We start from the raw sequence: 13,616 nt of genomic DNA on the forward strand, positions 1-13,616 counted from the left end.
CGCGCGGCTCGAACTTCCCTTGACACCGGGAGAGTTCGACCGAAGGCAAAGTCAGCATACGTAACGAGCACAGCCTGCCACGACCACAGCCTCGCGCCTGAGCGACGACAGACGGCATATCGCGGCACGTCCGGCGGAGCACTCCGCCGGACGTGGGACTCCGTCACCTGGCCGGGCGGCGTCCGGATGCGGGGGCGCGGGTGCGCGCATTGGCTGCTTCTGAGGCAGCACGGGTGTTTCCCGACCCCCGGCGGCGAATGGGATGACCGCCAGCCGTGCCGCCGGAGGGCACACATGCGTACCAGCCAGCTTCTTCTCCGTTCCGGCCTGACCGCGGCAGCCGCCGTGCTGCCGCTCGCCGGGCCGTCCGGCGCCGCCACCGGGATCTCCGTGAGCACCACCGGGTCGACCGTCTCGGTGGTGACAAGCGCCTGCACCCAGATCAACGGCAGCTGGGGCACGGCCTCGCTGCTCGGCAGCGGTCAGACGAGCTTCGCCCAGGGCCGTCAGGTGGCCCTGTCGGGCACCACGGTCAGTCAGTCGGCCGCCTGGGCGAACGTGTCGCCGGGGACGTTCACGGTGATCGTGATGTGCTCCAGCGGCAACACCGCGGGCAGCCAGTCCGTCATCGTCTCCCTCCCCGCCTCGACGCCCACCATCTCGACGACGGCCTCGCCGTCCCCGTCGCTCGGTGTGATGGGCGGCCTGGGCGGCGCCGTCAGGGACTACGGCCCGGTGGCCCTGGGAGTGGGCGGGGCGCTGGTCGGTGCGGGGGTCATCGCGGCGGGCTGGTACCTGCGGCGGCGCTCCAAGCCGTACCGGCTCTGAGGCGGCTCACGGCAGCCGGTCGAACTCCTCCAGGGCGTGGGTGAGCCACCCCGCCCAGAAGGTCTCCAGGTCGATCCCTGCGCGCAGCACGAGGTGCCGCAGCCGGTCCTCGGGACTGTCCCGCTCCGGCGGGAAGTCGCGTGCCTCGATCTCCCGGTACTCGGCCAGCTGCCGTTCGTGCAGTTCGAGATGGCGGCGCAGCTCGGTGCCGAGGCCCGCTGTGCCGACCACCGCCGCGGCGCGCAGCCTGAGCAGCAGCGCGTCGCGGTGCGGCTTGGGGTCCTGGGGAGCGGCGGTCCAGCGGGCCAGTTCGGCTCGGCCCGCTGGCAGCACCTCGTAGCTCTTGCGCTGCCCGCGCGAGGGCACCTCGGCCGGGAGCGCGCGGACGAACCCCTCGGCCTCCAGCCGCCCCAGCTCGCGGTAGATCTGCTGGTGCGTCGCCGACCAGAAGTAGCCGATCGAACGGTCGAACCGGCGGGTCAGATCGAGACCGGAGGACGGCTTCTCCAGCAGGGCGGTCAGGATCGCGTGCGGCAGTGACATGGACGGCATCCTAGGGACGCACCATCTGCGGCAGGGCTGTCCCTGCAGGGCTGTCCCTTGCGGGGCCGTCCCCTACAGGGCGGCCGCCAGCTCGGTGCCCTGCTTGATGGCGCGCTTGGCGTCCAGTTCGGCGGCCAGGTCGGCGCCGCCGATGAGGTGGGCGCCGATGCCCAGGGCGACCAGCTCCTCGTACAGCTCCTGGCGCGGTTCCTGACCGGTGCACAGGACGACGGTGTCGACCTCCAGGATCGTGCTCTCGCCGTCGACGGTGATGTGCAGTCCGGTGTCGTCGATACGGTCGTAGCGCACACCGGGGACCATGGTGACGCCGCGGTGCTTGAGCTCGGTGCGGTGGATCCACCCGGTGGTCCTGCCGAGGCCGGCGCCGACCTTGGTGGTCCTGCGCTGGAGCAGATGGACGGTGCGCGGCGGTTCGGGCCGCTCGGGGGCGGTGAGGCCGCCGGGCGTGCGGTGGTCCATGTCGACGCCCCAGTGCCGGAAGTACGTCGCCGGGTCCTCGTCCGCCTTGTCGCCGCCGTCGGTGAGGAACTCGGCGACATCGAAGCCGATGCCGCCCGCGCCTAGCACGGCGACGCGGTCGCCGACGGGGGCGCCGTCGCGCAGCACGTCGAGATAGCCGAGCACACTGGGGTGGTCCACGCCGGGGATGTCGGGGGTGCGCGGGGTGACTCCGGTGGCGACGACGACCTCGTCGTAGCCGGTGAGGTCCGCGGCCGAGGCCCAGGTGTTGAGCCGTACGTCCACGGCCTCCTCGGCGAGCCGGTGGCGGAAGTAGCGCAGCGTCTCGTCGAACTCCTGCTTGCCCGGCACCCTGCGGGCGACGTTCAGCTGGCCGCCGATCTCGGCGGCGCCGTCGTAGAGGGTGACGTCGTGGCCGCGCTCGGCGGCGGTGACGGCGCAGGCGAGCCCCGCGGGCCCCGCGCCGACGACCGCGACACGCTTGCGCCGCCGGGTGGGGGCGAGGACCAGCTCGGTCTCGTGGCAGGCGCGGGGGTTGACCAGGCAGGAGGTGAGCTGCCCGCTGAAGGTGTGGTCGAGGCAGGCCTGGTTGCAGCCGATGCAGGTGTTGATGGCCTGCGCCCGCCCGGCGGCTGCCTTGGCGACGAAGTCGGCGTCGGCGAGCATCGGGCGGGCCATGGACACCATGTCGGCGCAGCCGTCGGCGAGCAGCTGTTCGGCGAGTTCCGGGGTGTTGATGCGGTTGGTGGTGACGAGCGGGACGGTCACCTCGCCCATGAGCCGTTTCGTCACCCAGGTGTAGGCGCCGCGCGGCACCGAGGTGGCGATGGTGGGGATCCGGGCCTCGTGCCAGCCGATACCGGTGTTGATGAGGGTCGCCCCGGCGGCCTCCACGGCCCTGGCGAGGGTGATCACCTCGTCGAGGGTGGAACCGTCGGGCACCAGGTCCAGCATGGACAGCCGGTAGACGACGATGAAGTCCTCGCCGACCGCCTCGCGCACCCGGCGCACGATCTCGACGGGGAAGCGCATGCGGTTCTCGTAGGAGCCGCCCCAGCGGTCCTCGCGGTGGTTGGTGCGGGCGGCGATGAACTCGTTGATCAGATAGCCCTCGGAGCCCATGATCTCGACGCCGTCGTAGCCGGCCTGCCGGGCGAGGCGGGCGGCGCGGGCGTAGTCGTCGATCGTCCGCTCGACCTCGGCGTCGGTGAGGGCGCGGGGCGGGTAGGGGCTGATGGGCGCCTGGAGGGGGCTGGGGGCGACCAGGTCGGGGTGGTAGGCGTAGCGGCCGAAGTGCAGGATCTGCATCGCGATCCGGCCGCCCGCGCGGTGCACGGCGTCGGTGACCACGCGGTGCCGCTCGGCCTCCGCGTCGGTGGTGAGCTTCGCGCCGCCCGGGTACGGCCGTCCCTCGTCGTTGGGCGCGATGCCGCCGGTGACGATGAGGCCCACTCCCCCGCGTGCCCGGGCGGCGTAGAACTCCGCCATCCGCTCGAAGCCGCCCTCGGCCTCCTCCAGACCGATGTGCATGGAGCCCATCAGGACGCGGTTGGGCAGCGTGGTGAAGCCCAGGTCGAGCGGGCTCAGCAGATGCGGGTAGCGGCTCATCGGGCCCCCTCCGGGCACGGGTGTGGTGCCTCTGTTGTAGAGGACGGGACCCGGTTTTTGCAACTAGTTGCAAAAAGAGAGGGCGTCGAAAATCGCGGAAGGGGCGGTGTCCGTCCCTCCCGGTCCGGTCGGGTCAGCGGCTCTCCAGCACCAGGTGCAGATCGCGCTCCTGGTCGCCGGAGGCGGTGCTGAGATCATGGACGGCGAACAGGTCGTCCAGGGTCCTGCGGAACCGGTCGATCGCCCAGTGGCCGCCCTGCACATCGGCCGTGACCGGACCGGCGAGCCGGCCCGCCCGGGCGCCCGGACGGGTGTCGGTGACCTCGAAGGTGCCGAGCCACACCATCGGACGGACCTCGTGGAGCAGGCGTGGCACGTCCTCGGCGCGGCGGTCGGACTCGAAGGTCGCGCACAGCGCGTCGAAGACGGTGGTGGCGTCACCCACGGAGCATCCGCTGATCTCCACCGAGACGGGCTCCGGGTGCGACCGCCGACTGGTCGTCGTCATGATCGCTCCTCTCGTGGCCGTGCTGCGGCGGCACGGGTAACCCGCCCAGCCGCACCCCGCCCGTGCACCTCCCTGCATCCAGCAAAGCACCGGGCCGCGCGGACCACTACCCCCGGCCGGAACACCGCGGGACCGCCACGCGGCCCCGCCCGCCGCACCGGCTCACCAAGGGGTCCGGCCGACGGTGGTGATGCACCTGAGGGCCTGTCGTCAAATTCCCGCCTGCCCGGCGATCGGGCGGACGACGGGAATTTGACGACAGGCCCCAGGACGTACGTCAGCCGCGCGTGAACTTGTACGTCTTGCTGTCCGTCAGCACACAGAAGCCCGGCGACACCACGACCACCCGCAGGATGCCGCTGCGCCGGTCGTAGTCGATTCCCTCGGCCTCGAACGTCCCGGAGCAGGAGCTGCGCAGCGGCAGCTGGCGCAGGGCGGTGACATGGCCGGAGACGTCCGCGGAACCGCTGGGCGCGGCGGACAGGTCGACCTGGAGCAGCGGTTTGGTGATGCCGAACAGGGAGCCCTCGGGGTCGTCGGAGGAGCACAGCAGGGTCGTGGCGAAGGAGAAGTCACAGCCCTGCACATCGCGCACGGCGTGGTCGAGGTGCACGGTGGCCACCTGCGGGAGGTTCGCGGAGGGGCTGGTGGCGGAGTTGACGCCCGGGGTGGGGAAGACCAGGAAGCGGGTCATGGTGCCGTACTCCCCCGACAGCATCCACTGGCCGTCGGGAGATATGGCGACCCAGGAGTTGTTGAGCGCCTCCCCGGAGGACAGCGTGTGGGTGTATTCGCTCCAGCTCCCGTCGGGCGCCTGGACGCGGTACATCTTCTGGGTGCCGGAATCGGCCTGGTAGGGCTCGACGATGTGGCCGTCGTAGGAGGCATCGGGGTCGCCGACGTGGTTCCAGCCGCGGATCGAGACACCGATCGGGATGGTGCCGATGCCGGTGTAATGGTTGGGGCTGCCCGCCGGGACCTCGACGGAGGCCAGGCCCTGGCTCTCGGTGAGCGGGTCGGCGCGGTCGGAACCGGTCTCGGTCCAGGTGTCGGCCGCGGAGGCGGGGGCCGCGGCGGCCAGGACGGCGGCGGTGGCGAGGGCGAGGAGCGGGGCGAGGACGGCGTGACAACGTTGCCGGGCGATCGGGCGCATGGGCCGGGTCTCCTTGGTCGGGGAGGGGGATCTGATCCCTGGGGATCGAGGGGGTCGGGCACTCGGCTCGGCGCACAGTCTGGACCGCCCTATACGGTCATGTACAGACCAACAGAGGAACAATCCTCGGCCGATGTCACCGCTTTGCGGGTCGTGCGCCCCGAAGGTGAGGGAAGGTGGAAGAAGCATTCGGGGGTACTTCGGGGGTACACGGACAGTCGGGTGTCGGTGCAGTGGACGAGGGTCCGGCGGCATAGCGTCCGACGTGCCGAAGAGCGGGCCGAAGAGCGGCCGGAGGCGGTTCGGGTGACGGGTTCGGCGGGGTTTCCGGTGGCCGGGGGCAGCGGACCGGCGGGAGCTTGGAGCGAGGAGTCGCTCGGCGGTCCGGTGCGGCCCAGCGGGCTGCTCGACGAGCTGCGCATGGCCTCGGTGGTGCTGGACGCCGAGGGCCGCATCGTGCTGTGGAGCCCGCAGGCCGAGGAACTGTTCGGCTACACGGCACAAGAGGCACTCGGGAACTACGCCGCCCGGGTGATGGTCCACGAGGAACATCTGGACCTGGTCATCAAACTTTTCGACGATGTGATGGGCACCGGCCAGAGCTGGGCGGGCGCCTTCCCGGTGCGGCACAAGGACGGCTCCACCCGGCTGGTGGAGTTCCGCAACATGCGGCTGACGGACGACAACGGCGACGTCTACGCCCTCGGACTGTGCGCCGACCGCTCGACGGTACGGCGCCTGGAACGCGACGTGGCGCTGTCCGCGCGGATGGTGTCGCAGTCCCCGGCCGGTTTTGCCGTGCTGGGCACGGACCTGCGGTACGTCTCGGTCAACCCGGCGCTGGAGAAGATCAACGGGCTGCCCGCGGCGGATCATCTGGGACGCAGGATCCGCGAGGTGCTGCCGCTCATCGACGCCGAGCGCCTGGAGTCCGCCGCCCTGCGGGTGATGGAGACCGGTGAGCCGCTCTTCGACCAGCAGCTCAGCGGCCGCACCCCGGCCGACCCGCACGACGAGCACGTCTGGTCGCTGTCCCTGTACCGGCTGGAGGATGCCCACGGGACGGTGCTGGGCGTGGCCGCCTCCATCGCGGACGTCACCGAACAGCACCGCATCGCCGTCGAGGCCGAGGCCGCACGCCGGCGGCTGGCCCTCGTCGCGGACGCCTCGGCGCGCATCGGCACCACCCTCGACCTCGACCGCACGGCCCGCGAGCTGGCCGACGTGGCCGTGCCGGAGCTCGCCGACGTAGCCTCCGTGGAACTGCTGGAGACGGTGGTGCAGGGCCGCCGCTCCGCGCTCGGCCCTGCCGAGTCCGCGGTGCTCAGGGCACTGGCGGTGCAGGCCGAGGAGGGCTGGGAGGCGCAGGCCGCGGCCGATCCGCAGGGCGAGACCTCCTCGTACGGGCCCGACCGGCTGGTGACCGAGTGCGTACGCACCGGCCGGCCGGTCCTCGTCGAGCGGGTCAAGGAGATGGACCTGCCCCGCATAGCGCCCACCCCCGAGGCGGCCGGCGAACTGGCCCGCGCGGGTGTCCACTCGTATCTCGCGGTGCCTCTGACAGCGCGCGGCGAGGTGCTGGGCGCCCTCGACCTCAAACGCACCCACGACCCGCGGCCGTTCGACGTGGACGATCTGCTGCTGGCCCGGGAGCTGGCGTCCCGCGCGGCGGTGCAGATCGACAACGCCCGCTGGTACCAGAACGCCCGCAACGCGGCGCTCACCCTGCAGCGCAGTCTGCTGCCGGGACCGCCGCCCGCGACCGCCGGGCTGGAGGTGGCCTCCCGCTACCAGCCCGCGGGTGCCACGACCGAGGTGGGCGGCGACTGGTTCGACGTGATCCCGCTGGAGGACGACAAGACGGCGCTGGTGGTGGGCGATGTGATGGGCAGCGGTATCGACGCCGCCGCCACCATGGGCCGACTGCGCACCACGACCGACACCCTCGCCTCGCTGCATCTGGCGCCCGAGCAGCTCCTGGAGCACCTCGACCGGGTCGTCTCCGGCCTCGACCAGGCCATCGCCACCTGTGTCTACGCCGTCCACGACCCGCACACCGGGCGGTGCCTGATCGCCAACGCCGGGCATCTGCCGCCGGTCAGGATGCGGCCGGGCCGGCAGGCGGAGCTGCTGGAGCTGCCGACCGGGGCACCGCTGGGGGTCGGCGGGGTGGCCTTCACGACGACGACCGTCGATCTCGCTCCGGGCGACCGGCTGGTCCTCTACACCGACGGCCTGGTCGAGACCCGCCGGGACTCCCTGGACGCCCGCCTCGACACCCTGCTCGCCCTGCTGGACGAGCCCGTCGGCTCGTTGGAGGACACCTGCGACCTCCTGCTGCGCGCACTCCGCGAGCCGGACAACGACGACGACGTGGCGCTGTTGATGGCACGGGCGGTGGAGCTGCCGTCTTGACGTCCTCTCCAGCCCAAGGACTGGAGATTCCGGTCCGAACCGCTTCGCGGTACCACCCTGGGTTCCTGCTTCACGGGTCCGTGCCGGTCGGTGAGGACCGGTCTTACCAGACCTCCACAGGCCTGACTTCCCGCCCGTCCGGCGGTAGGTCCGACAACTACGTTGCCGGACAAGGCGATCATGGCATGACTCTGCGCTCCTCCGGGCCGCCAGGGCGAGGATGCCCTACACCTCCACCCTGAAGGATGGAGCACTGGCCAAGCGTTCGGTAGCACCGCTACCGCTGCCGCTACCGCCGATGCTGGCAAGGCCGTCGCACACCGGCACAGGACCCGTGGACGACTCCCGCGCGGGACGGTTTCACGTCATTCACAGGGATTCGTTATCGGGTTCTTATCGCCGGCATCGGACAATCACAGCAAGGCGTGCTGTGCCGACACGGCGCACGCCACCGGCCGATGGGAGCGAGCCGTGACGCACGACCCCGACCACGACCCCACTCCGATGAGCGACGAGCCGTCGCGCTGGAACCCCCCGTCGGTGCCGCCGACACCGCCCGGACCCCCGGTGCCGCCGATGCCCGCACACGCCCCGCGCGAGGGCGGCGACTGGGAGGTGCTCGCCGGGCCCGGCGGCGACCGCGCACCCGGAGCCACCCTGCGCGGCCGCTGGCGGCGGCAGTCCGGGCGGGCCCGGGCGGTCACCGTGGCCGTGACGGTCGCGGCACTGGCCCTCGGCGGCACCGTCGCCTTCGCCGCGACCTCGGGTCGCTCCGGCGCCGACGCCGTACCCGCGGCGGCCGGGACCTCACCCTCCGCGTCGCCGTCGCCCGGCGGTCCCGGCGGGCACGGATTCTTCGGCCCGTGGTTCGGGCTCGGCGGACAGGCCGTGCACGGGGAGGCGACCGTCAAGGACCGCGACACGGGGAAGTGGGTCGTACGGGTCTGGCAGCGCGGCACCGTACAGAAGACGGACGGCGACCAGGTGACCATCAAGAGTGAGGACGGCGCCCAGTGGACCTGGACCGTCGGCTCCGGCGCCACCGTGCGCAAGGACGGCTCGGCCCAGTCCGGGGCGGGCGCCCTGAAGAAGGGCGACACGGTGATGCTGGTCGGCACCCGCAGCGGTGACACCAGGACCGCGACGTTCGTCGTGGACGGCGCCTTCACCGGCAAGGACCGCGGCGACGACGATGACGGGCACGGACGGTTCGGCGGCGGACACGGGCCGTGGGACCGGGGAGAGCGCGAGGCACCCTCACCCGGCAGCTCCAACCCATCCAACCCGTCCAGCCCGTCGGGCAGCGGCGCCACGACCTGACCGCCGCCGCGGCAGTCACGGCCGCGGTCCGACTCCGATCACCACGTTCGCATCGAGTTCGTCGGACACAGCGAGGCGGGCGGCGAGCCCTGCCGCGGTGAAGGCATCGAGGGCCGCCGCAGACTGCCGCTCGCTCGTCTCTACGAGGAGGCAGCCGCCCGGCGCCAGCCAGCCGGGCGCCTGTGCGGCGACCCGGCGCAGTATGTCCAGCCCGTCACCGCCGCCGTCCAGGGCGGCCGACGGCTCGTGCTCACGCGCCTCGGCGGGCAGCAGGCCGACCTCGCCGCTGGGGACGTACGGCACATTGGCCGCGAGGATGCCGACCCTACCGCGCAGTTCGCCGGGCAGTGCGTCGTAGAGATCGCCGAGGTGCACCCGGCCGCCCGCTTCCGCGACATTGCGGCGGGCGCAGCGCACCGCGGCCGGGTCGATGTCGGCGGCGTGCAGTTCGACGGGGCCGAGCGCGGCGGCCAGGGCGGCCCCGACCGCGCCGGAGCCGCAGCACAGGTCCACCACGACGGCAGCGTCCGGGGCCTGGGCGAGGGCCTGGTCGACCAGGAACTCGGTGCGGCGGCGCGGCACGAACACATCCGGTTCCACGACGACGCGGAGCCCGTGGAACTCCGCCCAGCCGACGACGAGTTCCACGGGCTCGCCGGCGACCCGCCGGCCGACCAGGGCGGAGAGTTCGTCCGGTGTGCGGGCGGCGCCGAGCAGCAGGTCCGCCTCCTCCTCGGCGAAGACACAGCCCGCGGCACGGAGATCGGCGGTCACCGCGGAGCGGGTGGCGGCGGGGAAGCGGGAAGAGGGAGAAGAAGGGGACGAGGCGGAGGACAGGGGAGGCATGGGAAGCCGAGAGCCTTTCGGAAGCCGAAAGGGCGCCCTCGCGGTCGACTACGGCCGCTGATCCGCGCGATCCTGAGGTGAGAGCACCCGTACTGACACAGCGGTAATGGGTCTCACCTCCTCTGCGTCCCCGGCCGGGACGGTCCGTGGCCGGACGGCCACAGTACCCGAACAACCGCACGCCGACCGCTGCTTCCCCGCAGCCCTCGCATCCTGCATGGGCGGGTCCCGGCGAGTCCTGGCAGGTCCTGGCCGGTCTCGTCGGCTCACAAGTTGTACCGTGCAACCGGAAAGGCCGGAGGGCGCCGTAGAGCGCCGTAGAGCGAGGAATCCGGAGGAAGGAAGCACCGTGACCGCACCCGCGACGGCTCCCCCGACCGCGGCGGAGACGGCCGTCGAGACCATCCAGCGCGAGATGACGGTCTTCGCCCGGCGGGCGCGGGCCTCCGCGGGCCGGATGCATCCCGAATTGTCGCTGGTCGCGTACACGCTGCTCGGTCATCTGGAGGAGAGCGGTGGCTGCCGGGCCACCGATCTGGCCGCGCACTACGTGCTGGACAAGTCCACGGTGAGCCGTCAGGTGGCCGCGCTGGAGAAGGCCGGGCTGATCGGGCGCAGTACGGACCCCGAGGACCACCGGGTCCAGGTGCTGCATCTCACGGCCGCCGGTGACGAGATCCTGGCCCAGGTCACCCGCAGCCGCCGGGCCGCGTTCCGGGAGCGGCTCGCGGGCTGGCCGGAGGAGGACCTGGCGTGCTTCGCCGCCTGTCTGGAGCGCTACAACGCGGCGGCGACGGCCCCCAGCGCGCCCGCCCCCGGGCCTGTGACCAGGGGCTGAACACGGTGCGGGGCGTTGCCGCGGACGACGTACCGTGGGCTGCATGAACGTCACCCGAGGCTTCACCGGCCGGCCGCGTGTCCATGACGCCGGGCTGCCACCCGGTCAGTACGACGCGCGCGACGACTGGCCCGTGCTGTCCGCGGAGGTCACCCCCGATCTCGCGTCCGCCGACTGGACGTTCCGCGCGGACGGGCTCGTGGCGACACCGCGCACCTGGGACTGGGACGCGGCGCACGCGCTGCCCGAGTCCTCGTACGAGGGTGCGATCCACTGTGTGACCGGCTGGTCGAAGTTCGGGGTGCGGTTCACCGGGGTGTCCCTGGACGCCTTTCTCGAAGCGGTGCAGCCGCATGCCTCCGCCACCCATGTCACGGCCTACTCCCACACCGGCTACACCACGAACCTCCCCCTCGCGGACGTGACCGGCGGGAAGGCGTGGATCGTCTGGGACTTCGACAGCAGGCCGCTCGCGCCGGAGCACGGCGGTCCGGCGCGGCTGCTGGTGCCGCATCTGTACTTCTGGAAGAGCGCCAAGTGGGTCGCGGGTGTGACGCTCAGGGACCACGACGAGCCGGGCTTCTGGGAGCAGAACGGCTATCACGCCCGGGGCAACCCCTGGGAGGAGCAGAGGTACTCCGGTGACTGACACCTTTGCCGCCGTCTCCGGCCCGGCCTCCGCCCCCGGCTCCACGCCCCCGGTCCGTTTCGCGATACCCGGCCGTGTCGAGGTCGGGCAGCAGATCGCGGGGGTGTGGCAGCGGGCCGTGCTGACAGAGATGCGGCGCGAGACGCCGCGCGCGGCCACCTTCCGATTCGCGGTGCCCAACTGGGCGGGGCATCTGCCGGGCCAGCATCTGATGCTGCGGCTGACCGCCGAGGACGGCTACGCGGCGCAGCGCCACTACTCGATCGCGTCCGCTCCCGACGCCTCCGGGCATATCGAGCTGACCCTCGACCATGTCGAGGGCGGCGAGGTGTCCAGTTGGTTCCACACGGTGGCCCGGCCCGGTGACACGGTCGAGGTGCGCGGCCCGCTGAGCGGCTTCTTCGCCTGGCGGGGCGACCGGCCCGCGCTGCTGCTGGGGGCCGGTTCCGGGGTCGTACCCCTGATGTCGATGGTGCGCCACCACCGGGCACGCGGCCTTGAGGTGCCGCTGCGGATGCTGGTGTCGGCGCGCAGCCCCGAGGAACTGATCTACGCGGCGGAGTACGGCACGGAGACCGAGCCCGTGTTCACGCGCAGTGCGCCGGCGGGGGTGCCGGTGGGCCGGATGACAGCCGCGCAGGTGGAACCGCTGCTGGCCGAGGCGCCGCCCGGTGGCTGGGAGGCCTATGTGTGCGGCTCGAACGGCTTCGCCGAGCACGCCTCGCGGCTGCTGGTGGCGGCGGGTCAGCCGGTGGACCACATCCGCATCGAGCGCTTCGGCTGACGCGGGGCGGGGCCGGGCAGGCCGGGCTTCGGCCCGCCCCGCAGCTTCGGCTGACGCGGACGGGGCCCGGCCAGGCCGGCTTCGGCCGGCCCTGCGGTTTCGACTGACGCGGAGGGGACCCAGGCAGGCCGGGACTCGGCCGGACCCGCGGCTTCGGCTGACGCCGGACGGAGCGCGGCCAGGCCGGAATTCGGCCGGGCCCGCAGCTTCGACTGACGCGGACGGGACCCAGGCAGGCCGGGCTTCAGCCGGACCCGCAAACTTGAGCAGGCCCGGCGGATCGGCCACACCCAGCGGTTCGTTCAAGGACGAGGCCAGAAGGGCCGAAGGGGGGTCTGGGGGCGCAGCCTCCCCCAGGGACGGGAACGGGAAGGGGCGGCGGGGGCGAGAGTCGCCACGGCGCTGCTTCAGCAGGCCTGGCGGTTGAGCCACGCCCGCGGCTTCGGGCAGCCCCGCAGTTCGGGACCACACCGGTGTTTCGGCCAAGGCCAGCGGTGCGGCCAAGGCCGGCAGTCCCGCCGGGGCCGAGGTCCGGCCACGCCGACTGTCCTGCCGAGCCCGCCGGGCCAGGCCTCGCACCGGCCGCGCGCCAGCACCCGACAAGCGCCCTCTTACCGTTCCGAGCCATGCTGAGTAGAAGTGCGCGTCGCGGTCGTCAACGCCGTGGCGCCGGTCCCGTCACAAGACGTCGCGGGACGTCACAGGACGTCGCAAGAGGTCGTGGCGGTCCCGGACCGGTGCCGTGGCAGGTGAGCGAACCGTGCCGTACGGGGTACCAGATCCGTACGGGCGCTCGCGCGTGTGTGCGGTACGGAGTGAGTGGTCCGCCGGCCTGCGAGGAGGTCGACATGCGAACCCGGGTGCGGGGCTGGCGCTGGCGGCGCAATCCGCTTCGGCGCCGGTCGGACGTCATCGAGGCGTGGACGGCGCTGGCCGTCGCGGTGCTGCTGTTCGTGGGGGCGCCGCTGGCGGGTGCGCTGGCGGGTATGTGGGCCCATCGCACGGCGCAGGCGCTGGTCGACGCCCAGCGGGCCGACCGGCATCGGGTCAACGCCCAGGTGATCGGCCGGCCGCCGGTACAGCACGTCTCCGCGCGCAGCGGGACGGTGCCCGACTTCCGGGTGACGGTGCGCTGGACGGAGCCCGGCCAGGGCACCCGGACCGCCGTCGCGGACGTCCCCGGCGACAGCAAACAGGGCGACATCGTCCCTGTGTGGTTCGACTCCCAGGGCCGCTCCGTCGCCCCGCCGCAGAACGCGACCTCCGTCTGGCAGCACACCGTGGGCGTCGGCACCGTCGCCGCGGTGGGTGCGGCGACCGCCGTTCTGATCGTCCACGGCACCGTGCGCCATGTCGCCCTGCGGCACCGGATGGCCGAATGGGAGCGCGACTGGGCCCGCACAGGCCCGGACTGGACCCGCAGGCGGGCCTGACTCGGCTGAGCCACCGATCGAGGTGACCCGATCATCCACCCCATGTGCCAGTCTGACGTTCAAGCCGTCGGCATCGCCGAACTGCCTGCGATTCCACCGTTTGACCAGCGGATCATCGGCACACTGCGGCCTCTCGCCGTGGGAACACAATGACGCTAGGCTCTGGTGAGTCATCCGATCATTCACGTACGGTGTGATCGTCCGCATGCCC

The 13,616-nt window shown here is 72.4% G+C and carries 12 protein-coding genes; 7 read left to right on the forward strand and 5 right to left on the reverse strand.

The window, feature by feature from the left end:
* Positions 1-294: 294 nt before the first annotated feature.
* Positions 295-828, forward strand: coding sequence for a hypothetical protein (locus ACSYGN_RS39870; RefSeq protein ID WP_460405509.1), 534 nt, complete (start codon positions 295-297; stop codon positions 826-828).
* 6 nt (positions 829-834) lie between these two features.
* On the opposite strand, the gene ACSYGN_RS39875 is transcribed toward ACSYGN_RS39870, so the two are convergent.
* The 4 genes from ACSYGN_RS39875 to ACSYGN_RS39890 all read right to left on the reverse strand — a co-directional run bounded on the left by ACSYGN_RS39875 (position 835) and on the right by ACSYGN_RS39890 (position 5,120).
* The gene (locus tag ACSYGN_RS39875) at positions 835-1,371 is read right to left on the reverse strand and encodes a PadR family transcriptional regulator (RefSeq protein WP_460405510.1); all 537 of its coding nucleotides are present in this window, start codon (positions 1,369-1,371) and stop codon (positions 835-837) included.
* A gap of 72 nt (positions 1,372-1,443) precedes the next feature.
* Positions 1,444-3,459 carry an oxidoreductase gene (locus ACSYGN_RS39880; RefSeq protein WP_460405512.1) on the reverse strand — a complete coding sequence of 672 codons (2,016 nt, stop codon included), beginning with the start codon at positions 3,457-3,459 and terminating at the stop codon, positions 1,444-1,446.
* Positions 3,460-3,592: 133 nt separating this feature from the next.
* Positions 3,593-3,967, reverse strand: coding sequence for a hypothetical protein (locus ACSYGN_RS39885; RefSeq protein WP_460405513.1), 375 nt, complete (start codon positions 3,965-3,967; stop codon positions 3,593-3,595).
* Positions 3,968-4,244: 277 nt separating this feature from the next.
* Positions 4,245-5,120 (reverse strand): hypothetical protein, encoded by an 876-nt coding sequence (locus ACSYGN_RS39890; protein ID WP_460405515.1) that lies wholly within the window; start codon positions 5,118-5,120, stop codon positions 4,245-4,247.
* Between the two features lie 420 nt (positions 5,121-5,540).
* Here ACSYGN_RS39890 and ACSYGN_RS39895 point away from each other — a divergent pair, with 420 nt between their 5' ends.
* Positions 5,541-7,535, forward strand: a complete 1,995-nt coding sequence (locus ACSYGN_RS39895; RefSeq protein WP_460405814.1) for a SpoIIE family protein phosphatase — start codon at positions 5,541-5,543, stop codon at positions 7,533-7,535.
* 471 nt (positions 7,536-8,006) lie between these two features.
* The gene (locus ACSYGN_RS39900) at positions 8,007-8,855 is read left to right on the forward strand and encodes a hypothetical protein (protein WP_460405517.1); all 849 of its coding nucleotides are present in this window, start codon (positions 8,007-8,009) and stop codon (positions 8,853-8,855) included.
* Positions 8,856-8,870: 15 nt separating this feature from the next.
* On the opposite strand, the gene ACSYGN_RS39905 is transcribed toward ACSYGN_RS39900, so the two are convergent.
* Positions 8,871-9,701 (reverse strand): putative protein N(5)-glutamine methyltransferase, encoded by an 831-nt coding sequence (locus ACSYGN_RS39905; protein ID WP_460405519.1) that lies wholly within the window; start codon positions 9,699-9,701, stop codon positions 8,871-8,873.
* A gap of 415 nt (positions 9,702-10,116) precedes the next feature.
* Between ACSYGN_RS39905 and ACSYGN_RS39910 the strand changes: the two genes are divergently transcribed.
* The 4 genes from ACSYGN_RS39910 to ACSYGN_RS39925 all read left to right on the forward strand — a co-directional run bounded on the left by ACSYGN_RS39910 (position 10,117) and on the right by ACSYGN_RS39925 (position 13,405).
* Positions 10,117-10,539 (forward strand): MarR family winged helix-turn-helix transcriptional regulator, encoded by a 423-nt coding sequence (locus tag ACSYGN_RS39910; RefSeq protein ID WP_460405816.1) that lies wholly within the window; start codon positions 10,117-10,119, stop codon positions 10,537-10,539.
* Between the two features lie 43 nt (positions 10,540-10,582).
* The gene (locus tag ACSYGN_RS39915) at positions 10,583-11,188 is read left to right on the forward strand and encodes a sulfite oxidase-like oxidoreductase (protein WP_460405521.1); all 606 of its coding nucleotides are present in this window, start codon (positions 10,583-10,585) and stop codon (positions 11,186-11,188) included.
* On the forward strand, positions 11,181-11,972 hold the full coding sequence (locus ACSYGN_RS39920) for a ferredoxin reductase (RefSeq protein ID WP_460405523.1): 792 nt from the start codon (positions 11,181-11,183) through the stop codon (positions 11,970-11,972). The genes ACSYGN_RS39915 and ACSYGN_RS39920 overlap by 8 nt, the downstream gene beginning before the upstream one ends.
* 848 nt (positions 11,973-12,820) lie before the next feature.
* A complete protein-coding gene (locus ACSYGN_RS39925) occupies positions 12,821-13,405 on the forward strand; it encodes an Rv1733c family protein (RefSeq protein WP_460405525.1) in 585 nt (194 codons plus the stop codon).
* Positions 13,406-13,616 lie beyond the last annotated feature (211 nt).

The sequence above is a fragment of the Streptomyces sp. YIM S03343 genome, assembly GCF_054729195.1.

Coding starts and splice junctions, on each gene's coding strand:
- ACSYGN_RS39875 (WP_460405510.1), bottom strand. CDS start 1,371: ATGTCACTGCCGCACGCGATCCTGACCGCCCTGCTGGAGAAGCCGTCC.
- ACSYGN_RS39905 (WP_460405519.1), bottom strand. CDS start 9,701: ATGCCTCCCCTGTCCTCCGCCTCGTCCCCTTCTTCTCCCTCTTCCCGC.
- ACSYGN_RS39925 (WP_460405525.1), top strand. CDS start 12,821: ATGCGAACCCGGGTGCGGGGCTGGCGCTGGCGGCGCAATCCGCTTCGG.
- ACSYGN_RS39890 (WP_460405515.1), bottom strand. CDS start 5,120: ATGCGCCCGATCGCCCGGCAACGTTGTCACGCCGTCCTCGCCCCGCTC.
- ACSYGN_RS39895 (WP_460405814.1), top strand. CDS start 5,541: ATGGCCTCGGTGGTGCTGGACGCCGAGGGCCGCATCGTGCTGTGGAGC.
- ACSYGN_RS39885 (WP_460405513.1), bottom strand. CDS start 3,967: ATGACGACGACCAGTCGGCGGTCGCACCCGGAGCCCGTCTCGGTGGAG.
- ACSYGN_RS39870 (WP_460405509.1), top strand. CDS start 295: ATGCGTACCAGCCAGCTTCTTCTCCGTTCCGGCCTGACCGCGGCAGCC.
- ACSYGN_RS39915 (WP_460405521.1), top strand. CDS start 10,583: ATGAACGTCACCCGAGGCTTCACCGGCCGGCCGCGTGTCCATGACGCC.
- ACSYGN_RS39910 (WP_460405816.1), top strand. CDS start 10,117: ATGACGGTCTTCGCCCGGCGGGCGCGGGCCTCCGCGGGCCGGATGCAT.
- ACSYGN_RS39880 (WP_460405512.1), bottom strand. CDS start 3,459: ATGAGCCGCTACCCGCATCTGCTGAGCCCGCTCGACCTGGGCTTCACC.